At 64.0% G+C, this 14105-nt stretch carries 12 protein-coding genes and 1 pseudogene; 2 read left to right on the top strand and 11 right to left on the bottom strand.

Annotation, left to right across the window (positions count from 1 at the left end; genetic code table 11):
* Window positions 1-16: 16 nt before the first annotated feature.
* The 7 genes and pseudogenes from EN874_RS02105 to EN874_RS02070 all read right to left on the bottom strand — a co-directional run bounded on the left by EN874_RS02105 (window position 17) and on the right by EN874_RS02070 (window position 5843).
* Window positions 17-845, bottom strand: a pseudogene (locus tag EN874_RS02105) (inositol monophosphatase family protein).
* Window positions 835-1746 (bottom strand): tRNA 2-thiocytidine(32) synthetase TtcA, encoded by a 912-nt coding sequence (gene ttcA, locus EN874_RS02100; protein ID WP_127423867.1) that lies wholly within the window; start codon window positions 1744-1746, stop codon window positions 835-837. Before ttcA ends, EN874_RS02105 begins: the two are co-directional and overlap by 11 nt.
* Window positions 1747-1855: 109 nt before the next feature.
* Window positions 1856-2473: a 30S ribosomal protein S4 gene (gene rpsD, locus EN874_RS02095; protein WP_095811030.1), complete on the bottom strand. Its 618-nt coding sequence runs from the start codon at window positions 2471-2473 to the stop codon at window positions 1856-1858.
* 695 nt (window positions 2474-3168) lie between these two features.
* A complete protein-coding gene (locus tag EN874_RS02085; RefSeq protein WP_126088996.1) occupies window positions 3169-3351 on the bottom strand; it encodes a DUF3008 family protein in 183 nt (60 codons plus the stop codon).
* 57 nt (window positions 3352-3408) lie between these two features.
* Window positions 3409-4209 carry a glutamate racemase gene (gene murI, locus EN874_RS02080; RefSeq protein ID WP_127423866.1) on the bottom strand — a complete coding sequence of 267 codons (801 nt, stop codon included), beginning with the start codon at window positions 4207-4209 and terminating at the stop codon, window positions 3409-3411.
* 111 nt (window positions 4210-4320) lie between these two features.
* The gene (locus EN874_RS02075) at window positions 4321-4923 is read right to left on the bottom strand and encodes a hypothetical protein (RefSeq protein ID WP_127423865.1); all 603 of its coding nucleotides are present in this window, start codon (window positions 4921-4923) and stop codon (window positions 4321-4323) included.
* Window positions 4924-5003: 80 nt separating this feature from the next.
* Window positions 5004-5843: an RNA methyltransferase gene (locus EN874_RS02070; protein WP_127423864.1), complete on the bottom strand. Its 840-nt coding sequence runs from the start codon at window positions 5841-5843 to the stop codon at window positions 5004-5006.
* Window positions 5844-6050: 207 nt separating this feature from the next.
* Between EN874_RS02070 and EN874_RS02065 the strand changes: the two genes are divergently transcribed.
* The gene (locus EN874_RS02065) at window positions 6051-7262 is read left to right on the top strand and encodes an NADP-dependent isocitrate dehydrogenase (RefSeq protein ID WP_127423863.1); all 1212 of its coding nucleotides are present in this window, start codon (window positions 6051-6053) and stop codon (window positions 7260-7262) included.
* Between the two features lie 86 nt (window positions 7263-7348).
* Window positions 7349-7975, top strand: coding sequence for a glutathione S-transferase family protein (locus tag EN874_RS02060; protein WP_127423862.1), 627 nt, complete (start codon window positions 7349-7351; stop codon window positions 7973-7975).
* Between the two features lie 36 nt (window positions 7976-8011).
* On the opposite strand, the gene EN874_RS02055 is transcribed toward EN874_RS02060, so the two are convergent.
* The 4 genes from EN874_RS02055 to recA all read right to left on the bottom strand — a co-directional run bounded on the left by EN874_RS02055 (window position 8012) and on the right by recA (window position 13889).
* Window positions 8012-8491, bottom strand: a complete 480-nt coding sequence (locus tag EN874_RS02055) for a DUF2269 domain-containing protein (protein ID WP_127423861.1) — start codon at window positions 8489-8491, stop codon at window positions 8012-8014.
* Window positions 8488-9783 carry an SDR family oxidoreductase gene (locus tag EN874_RS02050; RefSeq protein ID WP_127423860.1) on the bottom strand — a complete coding sequence of 432 codons (1296 nt, stop codon included), beginning with the start codon at window positions 9781-9783 and terminating at the stop codon, window positions 8488-8490. Before EN874_RS02050 ends, EN874_RS02055 begins: the two co-directional genes overlap by 4 nt.
* A gap of 8 nt (window positions 9784-9791) precedes the next feature.
* Entirely contained in the window at window positions 9792-12461 is a 2670-nt protein-coding gene (alaS, locus tag EN874_RS02045) for an alanine--tRNA ligase (RefSeq protein ID WP_127423859.1), read from the bottom strand.
* A 330-nt stretch (window positions 12462-12791) separates the two neighbouring features.
* Window positions 12792-13889, bottom strand: a complete 1098-nt coding sequence (gene recA, locus EN874_RS02040; RefSeq protein WP_126088987.1) for a recombinase RecA — start codon at window positions 13887-13889, stop codon at window positions 12792-12794.
* Window positions 13890-14105 lie beyond the last annotated feature (216 nt).

The raw sequence follows: 14105 nt of genomic DNA, 5'->3' as shown, positions 1-14105 counted from the left end.
CGCAAGGAAGGCCGGTCTACTCCGCCCAGAGTTCTCGCCGCAGCTCGTCCCAGCTGTTCTTGTCCGGCGCTACGAGCAGCCCGCCATCGACATGCGACGGCAGATAGGGATCGCCGTCGATGCGGGCGGCGTGGCCGCCGGGCTTCCTGATGGATCAGCACACCCGCGAGGTGATCCCACGGCATCAGCTTGTTGTAGACGACGAAATGCGCATGGCCATTGGCCAGGAGCCGGTATTCGTGCGCCGCGCAGCGGTAGCCGAACTGCGACAGCGCCTTGGTCTGGTTGCGCGCGAGCCGCGAGCGCTCCGGCTCCTTTAGATATTGCCACGAGACCGCGCCGGTCATCTCAGAGATCGGTACCGGCTCGGCGACCCGCACCTTCTCCAGCGCGCCATGCGCATGGCGGATATGGCTGCCGGCCCCTTTGGCGCCGATCAGCCAGTCCTTGCCGACCGGATCGTGGATGATGCCGGCAACCGTCTCGCCTTCGACGACGACGCCCAGCATGACGCCGAAGAGCGGCACGCCGGAAGCGAAGTTGAAGGTGCCGTCGACTGGATCGATGACGAAGGCGAGCTCGGCATCGCCGAGGCCGCCAAGCAGCGCCGGGTTGTCGGAGCAGGCCTCCTCGCCGACGATCATCGCCGAAGCGTAACGCTCGCGCAGCCTGGCGGTGATCAGTCTTTCGGCATTGACGTCCGCCTCGGTCACCAGATCGGCAGCGGAAGTCTTCTGGCGGACGTCGCCTTCGCCCAGCCGGCGGAAGCGCGGCATGATTTCGGCCCTGGCTGCATCAGCGAGAAGGTCGGCCAGCCAGTCGATCGCGCGGTCGTCAAATGTCATCGGAAATGTCTTGCCCTGAGGTGAGGCGCGCATCGAGCGCGGCGAAGTCGAACAGTTTTCGGTCAAGCAGATGCGAGGGCCGCACATTGGTCATGGCGCGGATCATCGTGTCCTTGCGGCCCGGCATGCGCTTCTCGATGTCGTCGAGCATCGCCTTCATGGCGTTGCGCTGCAGCCCTTCCTGGCTGCCGCAGAGGTCGCAGGGGATGATCGGAAACTTCATGGCGCCGGCGAACTTCTCGAGATCCACCTCGGCGCAATAGGCAAGCGGGCGCAGCACCATGACGTCGCCCTCGTCGTTGATCAGCTTGGGCGGCATGGCCGCGAGACGCCCGCCATGGAAGAGGTTCATGAAGAAGGTTTCGAGTATGTCCTCGCGGTGGTGGCCGAGCACCAGCGCCGAGCACCCCTCCTCGCGCGCGATGCGGTAGAGATGGCCGCGCCTCAGCCGCGAGCAGAGCGAGCAATAGGTGCTGCCCTCGGGCAGCTTTTCGGTGACCACCGAATAGGTGTCCTGGTATTCGATGCGGTGCGCAATGCCGTTGGCGCTGAGATAGTCAGGCAGGATATGCTTTGGAAAATTCGGCTGGCCCTGGTCGAGGTTGCAGGCGAGCAGGTCGACCGGCAGCAGCCCACGCCATTTGAGGTCAAGCAGCAAGGCGAGGAGGCCGTAGGAATCCTTGCCGCCAGAGAGCGCCACCAGCCAGCGCTCGCCGGGCTTCAGCATGGTGAAATCCTCGATCGCCTGGCGGGTGAGCCTCAAAAGCCGCTTGCGCAGCTTGTTGAACTCGACCGAGGACGGCACATCGCGAAACAGCGGATGAAACCCGCCCTCTTCTTCGTCGGCGATCGGTTCAGGCGATTTGACACCAAGTGATTTGGTATCTGGCAGCATATTCATGGCGCTGGCGCCCCACAGTCTCTGATGCCGTCCGGATTAGCGGACATGGGCAGCAAAGAAAAGGCCGCCTCGAGAGGCGGCCTTGACTGGTGTCGCCGATCGGCTTCGATCAGCGCGAATAGAATTCGACGACCAGGTTCGGTTCCATCTGGACGGCGAACGGCACGTCCGCCAGGCCGGGAACGCGGCTGTAGGTCGCGGTCATCTTGTTGTGATCGGCCTCGATGTAGTCCGGCACGTCGCGCTCGGCCAGACCAACCGATTCCAGCACGATGACGAGCTGCTTCGACTTCTCGCGCACCTCGATGACGTCGCCCGGCTTGCAGCGGTACGAGCCGATATTTGTGCGCTTGCCGTTGACGTTGACGTGGCCGTGGTTGACGAACTGGCGGGCCGCGAAGATGGTCGGCACGAACTTGGCGCGATAGACGATCGCGTCGAGGCGCGACTCCAGCAGGCCGATCAGGTTCTCGGAAGTGTCGCCCTTGCGGCGGTTGGCCTCTTCATAGACCTTGCGGAACTGCTTTTCCGAAACGTCGCCATAGTGGCCCTTCAGCTTCTGCTTGGCGCGCAGCTGCAAGCCGAAGTCGGAAAGCTTGCCCTTGCGGCGCTGGCCGTGCTGGCCCGGGCCGTATTCACGCTTGTTGACCGGGGACTTCGGGCGGCCCCAGATGTTTTCGCCAAGACGGCGGTCGATCTTGTATTTCGCGGATTCGCGCTTGCTCATCGCATTCCCTTTCAAAACGATATACCCGAAACCCCATGGCTCCGGGTGAAGGAAACGCGCCCTCCTCTGGCCTCCGTTTTCGAGGCCTGACAGGGTTTTCCACGCAACGCGACGGAAAACCCACGGGACACGTCAGTTCGAACAAGACCGCCGACAGACTGGCTTCCGGTGAGGTCTCGCCCATGCAAAAGAAACCACCGGGCGTCGCCACCCGGTGTTGGAGCGCCTGTTAAAGAGAGATTTAACCGGTGTCAAGCTTGGACTGGCGACGCACCGGGCGACTCTATACCATCCTGCGTTGCATGCGGTGCCGGATGTGGCGGACGCCGACGGCATCAGGGCGGGGTGCAACCAGTTTGGACGTGAGCTTGCCCTGACATTTGATGAAGGGACTGGAGCAGAGGAGTCCGAATTCCCATGAAGAAGTTCTTCCTTGACCGGAGCCGCGCTGTTGGCCGGGTCGATGGCGGTCATGACGCCGGAGCCGGCCATGGCGAGGCACTGGCACGGCCATACACAGCTCTGCCGCGTCGTGGTGAAGAAAAGTCGTCTGGCGGCACGGCCACCGGCACGTCATCCGTTACAAGGTGCGGCACTGCTGGTGGCGCCGGTAAGTCGGTTGATTGAGCCAAAAATGGCGAAGCCCGCGGTCAACCCGCGGGCTTTTTGTATCCGGTGCCGGCCCGCCCTGGCGCTCATGACTTCTTGTTGGGCAGGCCCTTGCGCTTGGTTTCGGCGAATTCCTCGAGTTGCGCCTCGCTCATCGATTCATACATTTCGCGCGATGCGCCCTTGAGTTCGCTTTTCTTGATCTCCCCGCGCTTGGCCGCAAGTGCCGCGCCTGCGGCCTTTTGCTGGGCTTGCGATGTGGCAGGCATGGTGGTTCCTCCTTTGCTCAAAGGAGAAACGCGGCTCTGGCGCGGGCAGTTCCAAGACTAGCCTGCGGTCAAGCCGAAGCCCTGAATAAGCCGCCGCGTGGCGAAATCCGCCTTGCCGGAGGTGAAGACGGCGATGTCTGGCTCGCTTTCGCCGCACGGCGCGCCGACAGGTTCGAGCAGCGACATCGCCCGGCGCGCAATCGCTTCCGCCGGATCGATCCAGTCGACCGGCCAAGGCGCCGTCTTGCGCATGCGGTTGGCCAGGAACGGATAGTGCGTGCAGGCAAGCACCACGATGTCGGTGCGCTGGCCGTCGCGCTCGATGAAGCAGGGCGCGATCTCGGCGCGCACGGCCTCCTCGTCGACGAAGCCCTCGCGCATGTAGATCTCGGCCAGTCCGGCAAGCCTGTCGCTGCCGACCAGGCGGACATGGCATTTCTGCGCCCATTTGCTGATCAGGTCGCGCGTGTACTGGCGCTTGACCGTGCCCGGCGTCGCCAGCACCGACACAAGGCCGGAACGTGTGCGCTCCGCCGCCGGTTTGATCGCCGGCACGGTGCCGACGAAGGGATGTCCGGGGAACTTTTCGCGCAGCGCATCGATCACCAGGGTCGAGGCGGTGTTGCAGGCGATCACCGAAATCGCCGGCTGGAGGCGGTCGAGCAATTTGCCGAACAAGGCCAGTATATGGTCGTTGAGCGCCGGTTCCTCCCAAGCGCCATAGGGGAAGGCCGCGTCGTCCGCGACATAGACGAAGCGGCGGTCGGGCATCAGCACGCGCGCCTCGCGCAGCACGGTCAGGCCGCCGACGCCGGAATCGAACATCAGGATCGGGCGCTGGCTTGATCGATCGTTCATTGTCATGCGACCACAGGAAGAAGCTGAGCCATGATTTGGCCAACGGCGCTTCTATCCTGAACGATCATGGTCTTGAAGTGGCAAACGCCAGCAGCTTTTGCGCAAGTCAGCTCAGAGCCCGCGCTTGCCGAAGCCGGCGGGCCGCGGCCGGCCAAACGGCTGTGGCGCCGGCCGCACGGCTGGCGCGGCGCTGCGAGGAGCCGATGCGCCTGCGGCGGTCCGATCAGCGCGCGTTGGCATCGGCGCCGGCAATGAACCTTCAAAGTCGAAAACCTCGGTCAACTCATTGATATTGCTGCCCGCGACAGGCTTCGCCCACAGGATCGTGCACCACAGGCCGAATATGGCAAGACCGAGCAGGTTCAGACCGCCGGGCGCGCTCTCGGGATTGCCGAAATCGATCACCAAAAGCGTGCCGGCCTGCAGGAAGCCATAGATGCCGGAAAAGACGATGTAGGACCAAAGGATCCAGCGCGAACCATTGGCGTCGCGGCTGCGGCGCCAGGCGATGTTGCCGCGCAGCGCGACTAAAATGAGCGACACAATAAGCGCGGCGCCGACCAGACCTTGCCGTGAAGGCCCCGGCATCGAATTGATCAATCCCGCGAAGCCGATCGTTGCGGCAATGCAGAGCACGATCGCCACCGCCTCCGCTATGAACAGTCCTAGCGAATAGAAGAAGAAACGCAGACGGCCAATATTGGACGTGAACATTTTCTACCCCACCGTTTCAATAACGATGGATCAAAATCGCATAATATTCGGTTACTTTGGAGGATCGGGTCTTACAGATTTCAACTTTCTTTGTCCGCCGGTCGTCCGCGCGCGGCCGGCGCCCGCCTTGGATCGTCTCCCGGTGAGCCATCGCCTCGCGGCATTGCCGGAGAAAACCTGTCGAGCGACGAGATGATGCCGCGCAGCACCTTGAGCTCCGGCTCGGCAAAACCCGCCCGCGTCAGCACGGCGCGCAGATTGTCGACCATCTTCGGCTTCTTCTCTTCCGGACGGAAATAGCCGCGCGCCTCGAGCGCCCCTTCGAGGTAGATGAACAGGCTGTGCAACTGTTCCTTGGTCGCCGGAACGAGCTCCGGTCCGGAAAAGTTGGTCGCGGTTTCTTCGGCGAGGCCCGACTTCATCCATTCATAGGACATCAACAGCACGGCCTGCGCGATGTTGAGCGAGGAGAAGCTGGGATCGACCGGAAAAGTGACGATCTCGTCGGCGAGGCCGACCTCTTCATTGTAGAGGCCGAAACGCTCGCGGCCGAAAAGAATCCCCGTGCGCAGCCCCGCCTCAACGCGGGCCCGGAGCGCCCTGCCCGCCTCCACCGGGCCGCGCACCGGCTTGAAGCCGTCGCGCTCGCGCGCCGTGGTGGCGAAGACGAAATTGAGGTCGGCGACCGCAGAAGGCAGGTCGTCGAACACCCTTGTCGCATCGATGACATGGTCGGCGCGGCTGGCGGCCGCGCGCGCCTTCTCGCTCGGCCAGCCGTCGCGCGGATTGACAAGGCGCAGCTGTGAAAGGCCGAAATTCGCCATGGCGCGCGCGACCATGCCGATATTCTCGCCGAGCTGTGGCTCGACGAGGATGATCGCAGGTCCGGCGGGATTGGCGGGTTCGTTTGCGGTTGGCATGAGTTCTCGGTAAGCTGGGTTTGCGGCGTTTCGGCGTCCCCTGCCACATCCGGCCCGGAAAATGAAGCATTCACAGGCACAGCACCTGTCCGCGATGCGCCTATCGCGGTTTGCGCGCTCAAAAAGGCTTTGATATACGCTGCCCAACCCCGGCCGAAACCATGCGGGCAAGGCCGTATAGATCCCCAGCAACGAGGCATTCTTTCCATGGCGAAGATCAAGGTGGCGAACCCGGTCGTCGAGCTCGACGGCGACGAGATGACCCGCATCATCTGGCAGTTCATCAAGGACAAGCTGATCCATCCTTATCTCGACATCAAGCTGGACTATTTCGACCTCGGCATCGAGAACCGCGACGCCACCAACGACCAGGTGACCATCGACTCGGCCAACGCCATCAAGAAGTACGGCGTCGGCGTGAAATGCGCGACGATCACGCCCGACGAGCAGCGCGTCGAGGAATTCAAGCTGAAGAAGATGTGGAAGTCGCCGAACGGCACCATCCGCAACATCCTCGGCGGCACCATCTTTCGCGAGCCGATTATCATGAAGAACGTGCCGCGCCTGGTGCCGGGCTGGACCAAGCCGATCATCGTCGGCCGTCACGCCTTCGGCGATCAATACCGCGCCACCGATTTCCGCTTCCCCGGCAAGGGCAAGCTGACGATCAAGTTCGTCGGCGAGGACGGCCAGGTCATCGAGCACGACGTGTTCGACGCGCCCTCCTCCGGCGTCGCCATGGCCATGTACAATCTGGATGAATCGATCCGCGAATTCGCCCGCGCCTCGCTGAACTACGGCCTGCTGCGCAACTATCCGGTCTACCTGTCGACCAAGAACACCATCCTCAAGGCCTATGACGGCCGCTTCAAGGACATCTTCCAGGAGGTCTACGAGAAGGAGTTCGAGGCCGAGTTCAAGGCAAAGAAACTCTGGTACGAGCACCGCCTGATCGACGACATGGTGGCCTCCAGCCTGAAGTGGTCGGGCGGTTACGTCTGGGCCTGCAAGAACTATGACGGCGACGTGCAGTCCGACACGGTGGCGCAAGGCTTCGGCTCGCTCGGCCTGATGACCTCGGTGCTGATGACGCCGGACGGCAAGACGGTGGAAGCGGAAGCCGCGCACGGCACCGTCACCCGCCACTACCGCCAGCACCAGAAGGGCGAGGAAACCTCGACCAACTCGATCGCCTCGATCTTCGCCTGGACGCGCGGCCTCGCCCACCGCGCCAAGCTCGACGACAATGCCGAGCTCAAGCGCTTCGCCGAAACGCTGGAAAGGGTCTGCATCCAGACCGTCGAGGCCGGCTTCATGACCAAGGACCTGTCGCTGCTGATCGGTCCCGACCAGCCCTGGCTGTCGACCACCGGCTTCCTCGACAAGATCGACGAGAACCTGCAGAAGGCGATGGGGTGAGGAGCGGTGCGCGAAGCGCATGAAAAGCCCCCAAATGGGCTTTTCAAGCGACGAACGCCCGGAGCCATAGCGGAGGGCCGGGCCCGATGACGAAGCCGATCCTCTACGGCGCCGACTACAGCGTCTATGTCCGCATCGCCCGGATGACGCTGGAGGAAAAGGGCGTCGACTACGAGCTCGCCCCTGTCGACATATTCGCCGCCGACGGCATTCCGGCCTGGTATCTCGAGCGCCACCCGTTCGGCCGCATCCCGGCCTTCGAGCATGACGGTTTTCGGCTGTTCGAGACCAGCGCCATCGCGCGCTATGTCGACGAAGCTTTCGACGGTCCGCCCCTGCAGCCTACCGATCCGTGCGGCCGCGCCAGGATGGGGCAGATTGCCGGCATGCTCGACGCCTATGGCTACCGCGCCATGGTCTGGGACGTTGCCGTGGAGCGGCTGGAGAAAGAAGCGCCCGACGAGGCGCTGATCGCCGGCGGCCTAAGCCAGGCTGAGACCGTGCTCAAGGTGCTGGCGTCGCTCAAGGCAAACGGCCCCTGGCTGCTCGGCGACCAGCTGACGCTGGCCGACCTGCACGCGGCGCCGGTCATCGCCTATTTCGTCAAGGTCGCGGAAGGGCGCGATACGCTGGCACGGTTTGCGGACATCGAGAGCTGGTATTCGCGCATCGCCGCACGCCCGAGCTTTGCCCGGACGAAGAAGGCAGGCTGAAGCACCCCACGGCAACCTGCAGCGGGACCGCCGGCTCTAAAACCCGATTTCGGGGCGAGTCACCATCAGCCAGAGGATCGCAAGCACTGCGCCGAAGGCCGGAAAGCCGAAGGCGAACCAGACGCGAGAGAGGCGCTTCTCCTCTTCCGGCAGAGGGGCGTCTTTCAATACGGCTTGCCGCGCCAGATCGCGCAGGCGCATCTGGATCCAGACCACCGGCAGCCAGAAGGCGCCGGCAACCGCATAAAGCAGCAACGAAAGCACGATCCAGCCTTGGCTGAGCGGCCATCCCATCTCGCGCGCCAGCAGCGCGCCGGTGATCGGCTGAAACACGACAGCCGTTGCCGTGAAGATGGCGTCGGCAATCACGACCGTACCGGCGACATGAGCGACGATCTCGGGCTTGCCGGTCCGCTGCGCCATCAGCATGAAGAACGCTATGCCGGCGCCGGTGCCGAACAGCACAGTGGCGCCGATCACGTGCAGCCACCGCAATATGTCCGCCCAAAGGCTCATCGCTCTTCCAAAATCGCCAGAGCCGCCAGGACGAGGCAAAGTACGGGCACGGCCTTGACGATGGCCCCGAGCGGATCGAGCCACAGATCGGGAGCAAGCGCAGCCGCGGCGGCAAGGTAGAGCAAGGTGATGGCTATCATCGCCATCAGCGCCGATCGTGCGAAGGGCCGTGCGACAACCGCGACGCCGACGACGATGTCGGCGATACTTCCGGCAACAACCATCCCGAACGCCAGCGTTCCTGGCAGGCCGCGCGAGATGAGAATGTCGGCGGCCGCATCATGCCGGACAAGCCCGACAACGCCCGAGAACAGCCAGAACAAGGACAAGACGGCCAACACCACAGGCTTCAGCAGCCACAGGCGCGCGAACCACCGCTCCTGAGCATGCGCCGGCATGGCTGCCAGCGTTGCTTCCAGAGCTTGCGGTGGGCGATCCGCGATATCGGCCCAGGGTTTCGAGTTGCCGGTGACGCCCTCCTCCAGCGCGGCAAGGGCCGCACTGCGCAAGGGAGATCGCCATCCGAGAAGGCCGAGCCCATCGGCGACCATGCCGGCGAGCCGCCCGACAATTGCCGGCACCGTCACGACCCGCGCCTTGGGCAGGCCGAGCCAGGCTCGAAATTCAAGCAGGACCGCGCCAAGCGGTCTGGCCCGTTCCTCGACGAGGTCGATGATCTGCCCACGCGCCAGACGGCCCCCGACGGCACGCGATACCGCCTCCGCGACTTCCGCAACAGGTACTGTTTGGATCGGCCGGTCCGCAAGGACGGCTGGCACGAACCATGGAAACGCGGCCAGCGCGCGCAACAAAGCTGTCCCGCCATAAGCGCCCGGCGCGATGACCAGGCCGGGCCGCAGGATCGTCCATTCCAGCGAGGATGACGCCACCGCGCGGTCGCCTTCGGCCTTGGTTCGAAAGAACGCGTTGTCGGAAGCGGGATCTGCGCCGATCGCGGAGACCTGAACCAGCCGGCGTACACCGGCCTGTTCGCAAGCAGTGACGAGAGCGGCGATCGACAGCCGGTGTATCGCGTCCAGATGGTCGCGCGGGCCATCCTGCAAAGCGCCAGCGGCGTTCACCACGGCCCCCACGCCGGCAAGCAAGGGCATCCAATCTGCCGCCGCGAGCAGTCGCGACATATCCGCCGCGATCCATCGTACGCCCGGTTTGCGGCGCCGCGCATCGTGGACGTCACGACCGAGCCCGACAAGGTCGTGACCGTCCTCGACCAAGCGTCCGAGGACGGCTTCTCCGATGAGTCCATAGCCGCCAAGGACAAGGACCTTCATCCGCTCGCTCAGGCGGCTTCGAGCGCCGCCCGCACCGCCGCGATCGCGTCGTCGGCTCTGGAGGCATCGGGGCCGCCGGCTTGCGCCATGTCGGGACGCCCGCCGCCGCCCTGCCCGCCAAGCGCGGCGGACGCGACGCGCACCAGATCGATGGCGCTGAAACGGCCGGTGAGGTCTTCGGTGACGCCGACCACCACGCTCGCCTTGTTGTCCTCGCCGGCGCCGACGAAGACGACCACGCCGGAGCCGAGCGTCTTCTTGCCGGCATCGGCCAGCGGCTTCAGATCCTTCGGCGCCACACCGCTCACCGCCTTGCCGAGGAAGCCGACGCCGGCGACGGTCTCGTTGGCGGCCGGAGCATCGGAGACGGCGGTGCCGGCGCCCAGCGCCAGTTTCTTGCGCGCTTCGCTCAATTCCTTTTCGAGCTTCTTGCGCTCATCGAGCAGCGCCTCGACGCGCGCCGGCACATCGCCCGGCGAGATCTTCAACGCCACCGCCGCTGCCTTCAGGCGCTTGTCCTGTTCGTCGAGGTGCCTGCGCGCCGCCTCGCCGGTCAGCGCCTCGATGCGGCGCACGCCGGCCGCGACCGCGCTGTCCGACAGGATGCGCACCAGCCCGATATCGCCGGTCGACCTGACATGCGTGCCGCCGCAAAGCTCGACCGAATAGGGACGGTTGGCCTTTGCGCCATGCAGGCCCGTGCCCATCGACACGACGCGCACCTCGTCGCCATACTTCTCGCCGAACAGCGCCATGGCGCCCTCGGCGATGGCATCGTCGACCGACATCAGCCGCGTCGTCACCGGGCTGTTCTGCACCACGATCTCGTTCGCCATGCGCTCGACATCCTCGAGATCGTCCGGCGAGATCGGCTTGTTGTGCGAAATGTCGAAGCGCAGCCGGTCGGGCGCGACCAGCGAGCCCTTCTGCGCGACATGGGTGCCAAGCACCTCGCGCAGCGCCTCGTGGATGAGATGCGTCGCGGAATGGTTGGCGCGCAGCTTCGAGCGGCGCGCATGGTCGACCTTGAGCTCGACGGTAGCACCTGTTTTGACGGTGCCGCTCGTCACCTTGCCCAGATGCACGAACAGCCCGTCGGCCTTCTTCTGCGTGTCGGAGATCTCGACCGAGAAGCCCTCGCCGGAAATCACGCCGGTGTCGCCCATCTGGCCGCCGGATTCGCCATAGAACGGCGTCTGGTTGACGACCACGGCCACCGCGTCGCCCTGGCTTGCGCTGTCGATGGTCTTGCCGTCCTTGACCAGCGCCTGGATCAGGCCTTCCGCCTCCTCCGTTTCGTAGCCGAGGAAGTCGGTCGCGCCCACCGTCTCGCGGATAGGGAACCAGACCGTCTCGGTCGCGGCCTCGCCGGAGCCCGCCCAATGCGCCCGCGCCTCCGCCTTCTGCCGCTCCATCGCATCGGTGAAGCCGGCAAGATCGACCGAGATGCTGCGCTGGCGCAGCGCATCCTGCGTCAGGTCGAGCGGGAAGCCATAGGTGTCGTAGAGCCTGAAGGCCGTCTCGCCGTCCAGCATGTCGCCCGCGTGGAGTTGTTCCGTCGCTTCGGAAAGCAGGCCGAGGCCCCGCACCAGCGTCTTGCGGAAACGCGTCTCCTCGAGCTTCAGCGTCTCGGTGATCAGCGCTTCGCCGCGCGCCAGTTCCGGATAGGCCTGACCCATCTCGCGCACCAGCGCCGGCACCAGCTGCCACATCAGCGGCTCTTTCGCGCCGAGCAGCTGCGCATGACGCATGCCGCGGCGCATGATGCGGCGCAGCACATAGCCGCGGCCCTCGTTGGACGGCAGCACACCATCAGCCACCAGGAAGGAACATGAACGCAGGTGGTCCGCGATCACGCGGTAGGACGCGACGTTCTCCTGATTGGGACCCTGCCCGAGCGCGGAGGACGCGGCGTCGATGAGATGCTTGAACAGGTCCGTCTCGAAGACGCTCTCCACCCCTTGCAGGATGGACGCCATACGCTCCAGGCCCATGCCGGTGTCGATCGACGGCCGCGGCAGGTCGATACGCTCGTCCTTCGTCACCTGCTCATACTGCATGAACACCAGGTTCCAGAATTCGAGGAACCGGTCGCCATCCTCTTCCGGGCTGCCGGGCGGGCCGCCCCAGATATGCTCGCCGCGGTCGATGAAGATTTCCGAGCACGGTCCGCAAGGTCCGGTGTCGCCCATCGCCCAGAAATTGTCCGACGTCGGGATGCGGATGATGCGATCGTCGGAGAAGCCGGCGATCTTCTTCCAGTAGCCGGCCGCCTCGTCATCGGTGTGATAGACGGTGACCAGGAGCTTGTCCTTCGGCAGGCCGAATTCCCTGGTGATCAGGTTCCAGGCAAGCTCAATCGCGCGTTCCTTGAAATAGTCGCCGAACGAGAAATTGCCGAGCATCTCGAAGAAGGTCAGATGGCGCGCGGTATAGCCGACATTGTCGAGGTCGTTGTGCTTGCCGCCGGCGCGCACGCTCTTCTGCGCTGTCGAGGCGCGCGAATAGGGCCGCTTCTCCAGGCCGGTAAAGACGTTCTTGAACTGCACCATGCCGGCGTTGGTGAACATCAGCGTCGGATCGTTGCGCGGCACCAGCGGGCTGGAGGCGACGATCTCGTGACCCTCCTTGCGGAAGTAGTCGAGGAATGTCGACCGGATGTCGTTCACGCCACTCATGGATACTGCCTTTTCGTAGGAACCGCCGGCTTGGCCGGCGGCAAAATGGGCTTCGTGTTTCAGAAGGTAGATTGGCCTTTTAGCCGTAGCTCTTGACCCTGTCCAGAAACACGGAATTGGACCAATCCGCCGGCTGGACAGGGTGTGTATCCCCGCCCCAAACGCAAACCGCCGGCACGAAGGCCGGCGGTTCGGGACGCATTACCAAGAACTCGATTACATAAGCATATGCAAATATAACAGGATTATGGCCAAACTCCGGCCGATCCAGCCGCTCTACGCAATTCCGGACGGAAAACCGCTGCGCAGTTTTCCCGGAATTGCCTGGCTTCACATCGCGCCGGCTTCGCCCTCAAAACCGTCGTCGCCGCCTTCAGAGCCGCCATTCTCGAGGAATTTTTCCGCGATAAGCCCGGCATTCTGCCTGAGCGCCAGCTCGATCTCGCGCGCCGTATCGGGATTGTCGCGCAGGAACAGCTTGGCGTTCTCGCGGCCCTGGCCGAGACGCTGCGAATTGTAGGAGAACCAGGCGCCCGACTTTTCGACCACACCGGCCTTGACCCCGAGATCGACGAGCTCGCCGGTCTTCGACACGCCCTCGCCATACATGATGTCGAACTCAACCACCTTGAAGGGCGGGGCCAGCTTGTTCTTCACCACCTTGACGCGGGTCTGGTTGCCGACCACCTCGTCGCGGTCCTTGACCGAGCCGATGCGGCGGATGTCGAGACGCACCGAGGCGTAGAATTTCAGCGCGTTGCCGCCGGTGGTGGTTTCCGGCGAGCCGAACATGACGCCGATCTTCATGCGGATCTGGTTGATGAAGATGACCATGGTGTTGGAGCGCGAGATCGAGGCGGTGAGCTTGCGCAGCGCCTGGCTCATCAGGCGGGCCTGCAGGCCGGGAAGCGCATCGCCCATCTCGCCCTCGATTTCGGCGCGCGGCGTCAGCGCCGCGACCGAATCGACCACCAGCACGTCGATGGCGCCGGAACGCACCAGCGTGTCGCAGATCTCCAGCGCCTGCTCGCCGGTGTCGGGCTGCGAGATCAGGAGGTTTTCGAGATCGACGCCGAGCTTGCGGGCATAGACCGGATCGAGCGCGTGCTCGGCATCGACGAAGGCGCAGATGCCGCCCTTCTTCTGGGCTTCCGCAACCGTGTGCAGCGCCAGCGTCGTCTTGCCCGAGCTTTCCGGCCCGTAGATTTCGATGATGCGGCCGCGCGGCAGGCCGCCGACGCCGAGCGCGATGTCGAGGCCCAGCGATCCCGTCGGCACGGTTTCGATCTCGACCACCTGCTCGTTGGCGCCGAGCCGCATGATCGAGCCCTTGCCGAAAGCGCGCTCGATTTGCGACAGCGCCGCATCCAGAGCCTTTGATTTGTCCACTGCCTTATCCTCTACAAGCCGCAAAGAATTCTGAGCCATGATACATCACCCCTTGGTCGTCAATGAAGGCCGGACAATCCGTGATCCCTGCCGTTTTGTACCTTTTTTGTTCTCATTTGGCAAGGGTCAACAAATGACTGAAAAACAATCAATATCTCGATTTGTTCTAGTTTTGTCTCACTAGAACTAGAGCGGATCAGCGCCGCTGGTCCAAAAGAGACTTCGCTCTCCAGCCGGCGCGAATCGCGCTCCCGG

It is taken from the genome of Mesorhizobium sp. M1D.F.Ca.ET.231.01.1.1, assembly GCF_003999155.2.
Classification (GTDB): Bacteria; Pseudomonadota; Alphaproteobacteria; order Rhizobiales; family Rhizobiaceae; genus Mesorhizobium.
Note: the sequence above shows the minus strand (reverse complement) of the source record. Positions and strands in the feature narration are given on the sequence as shown.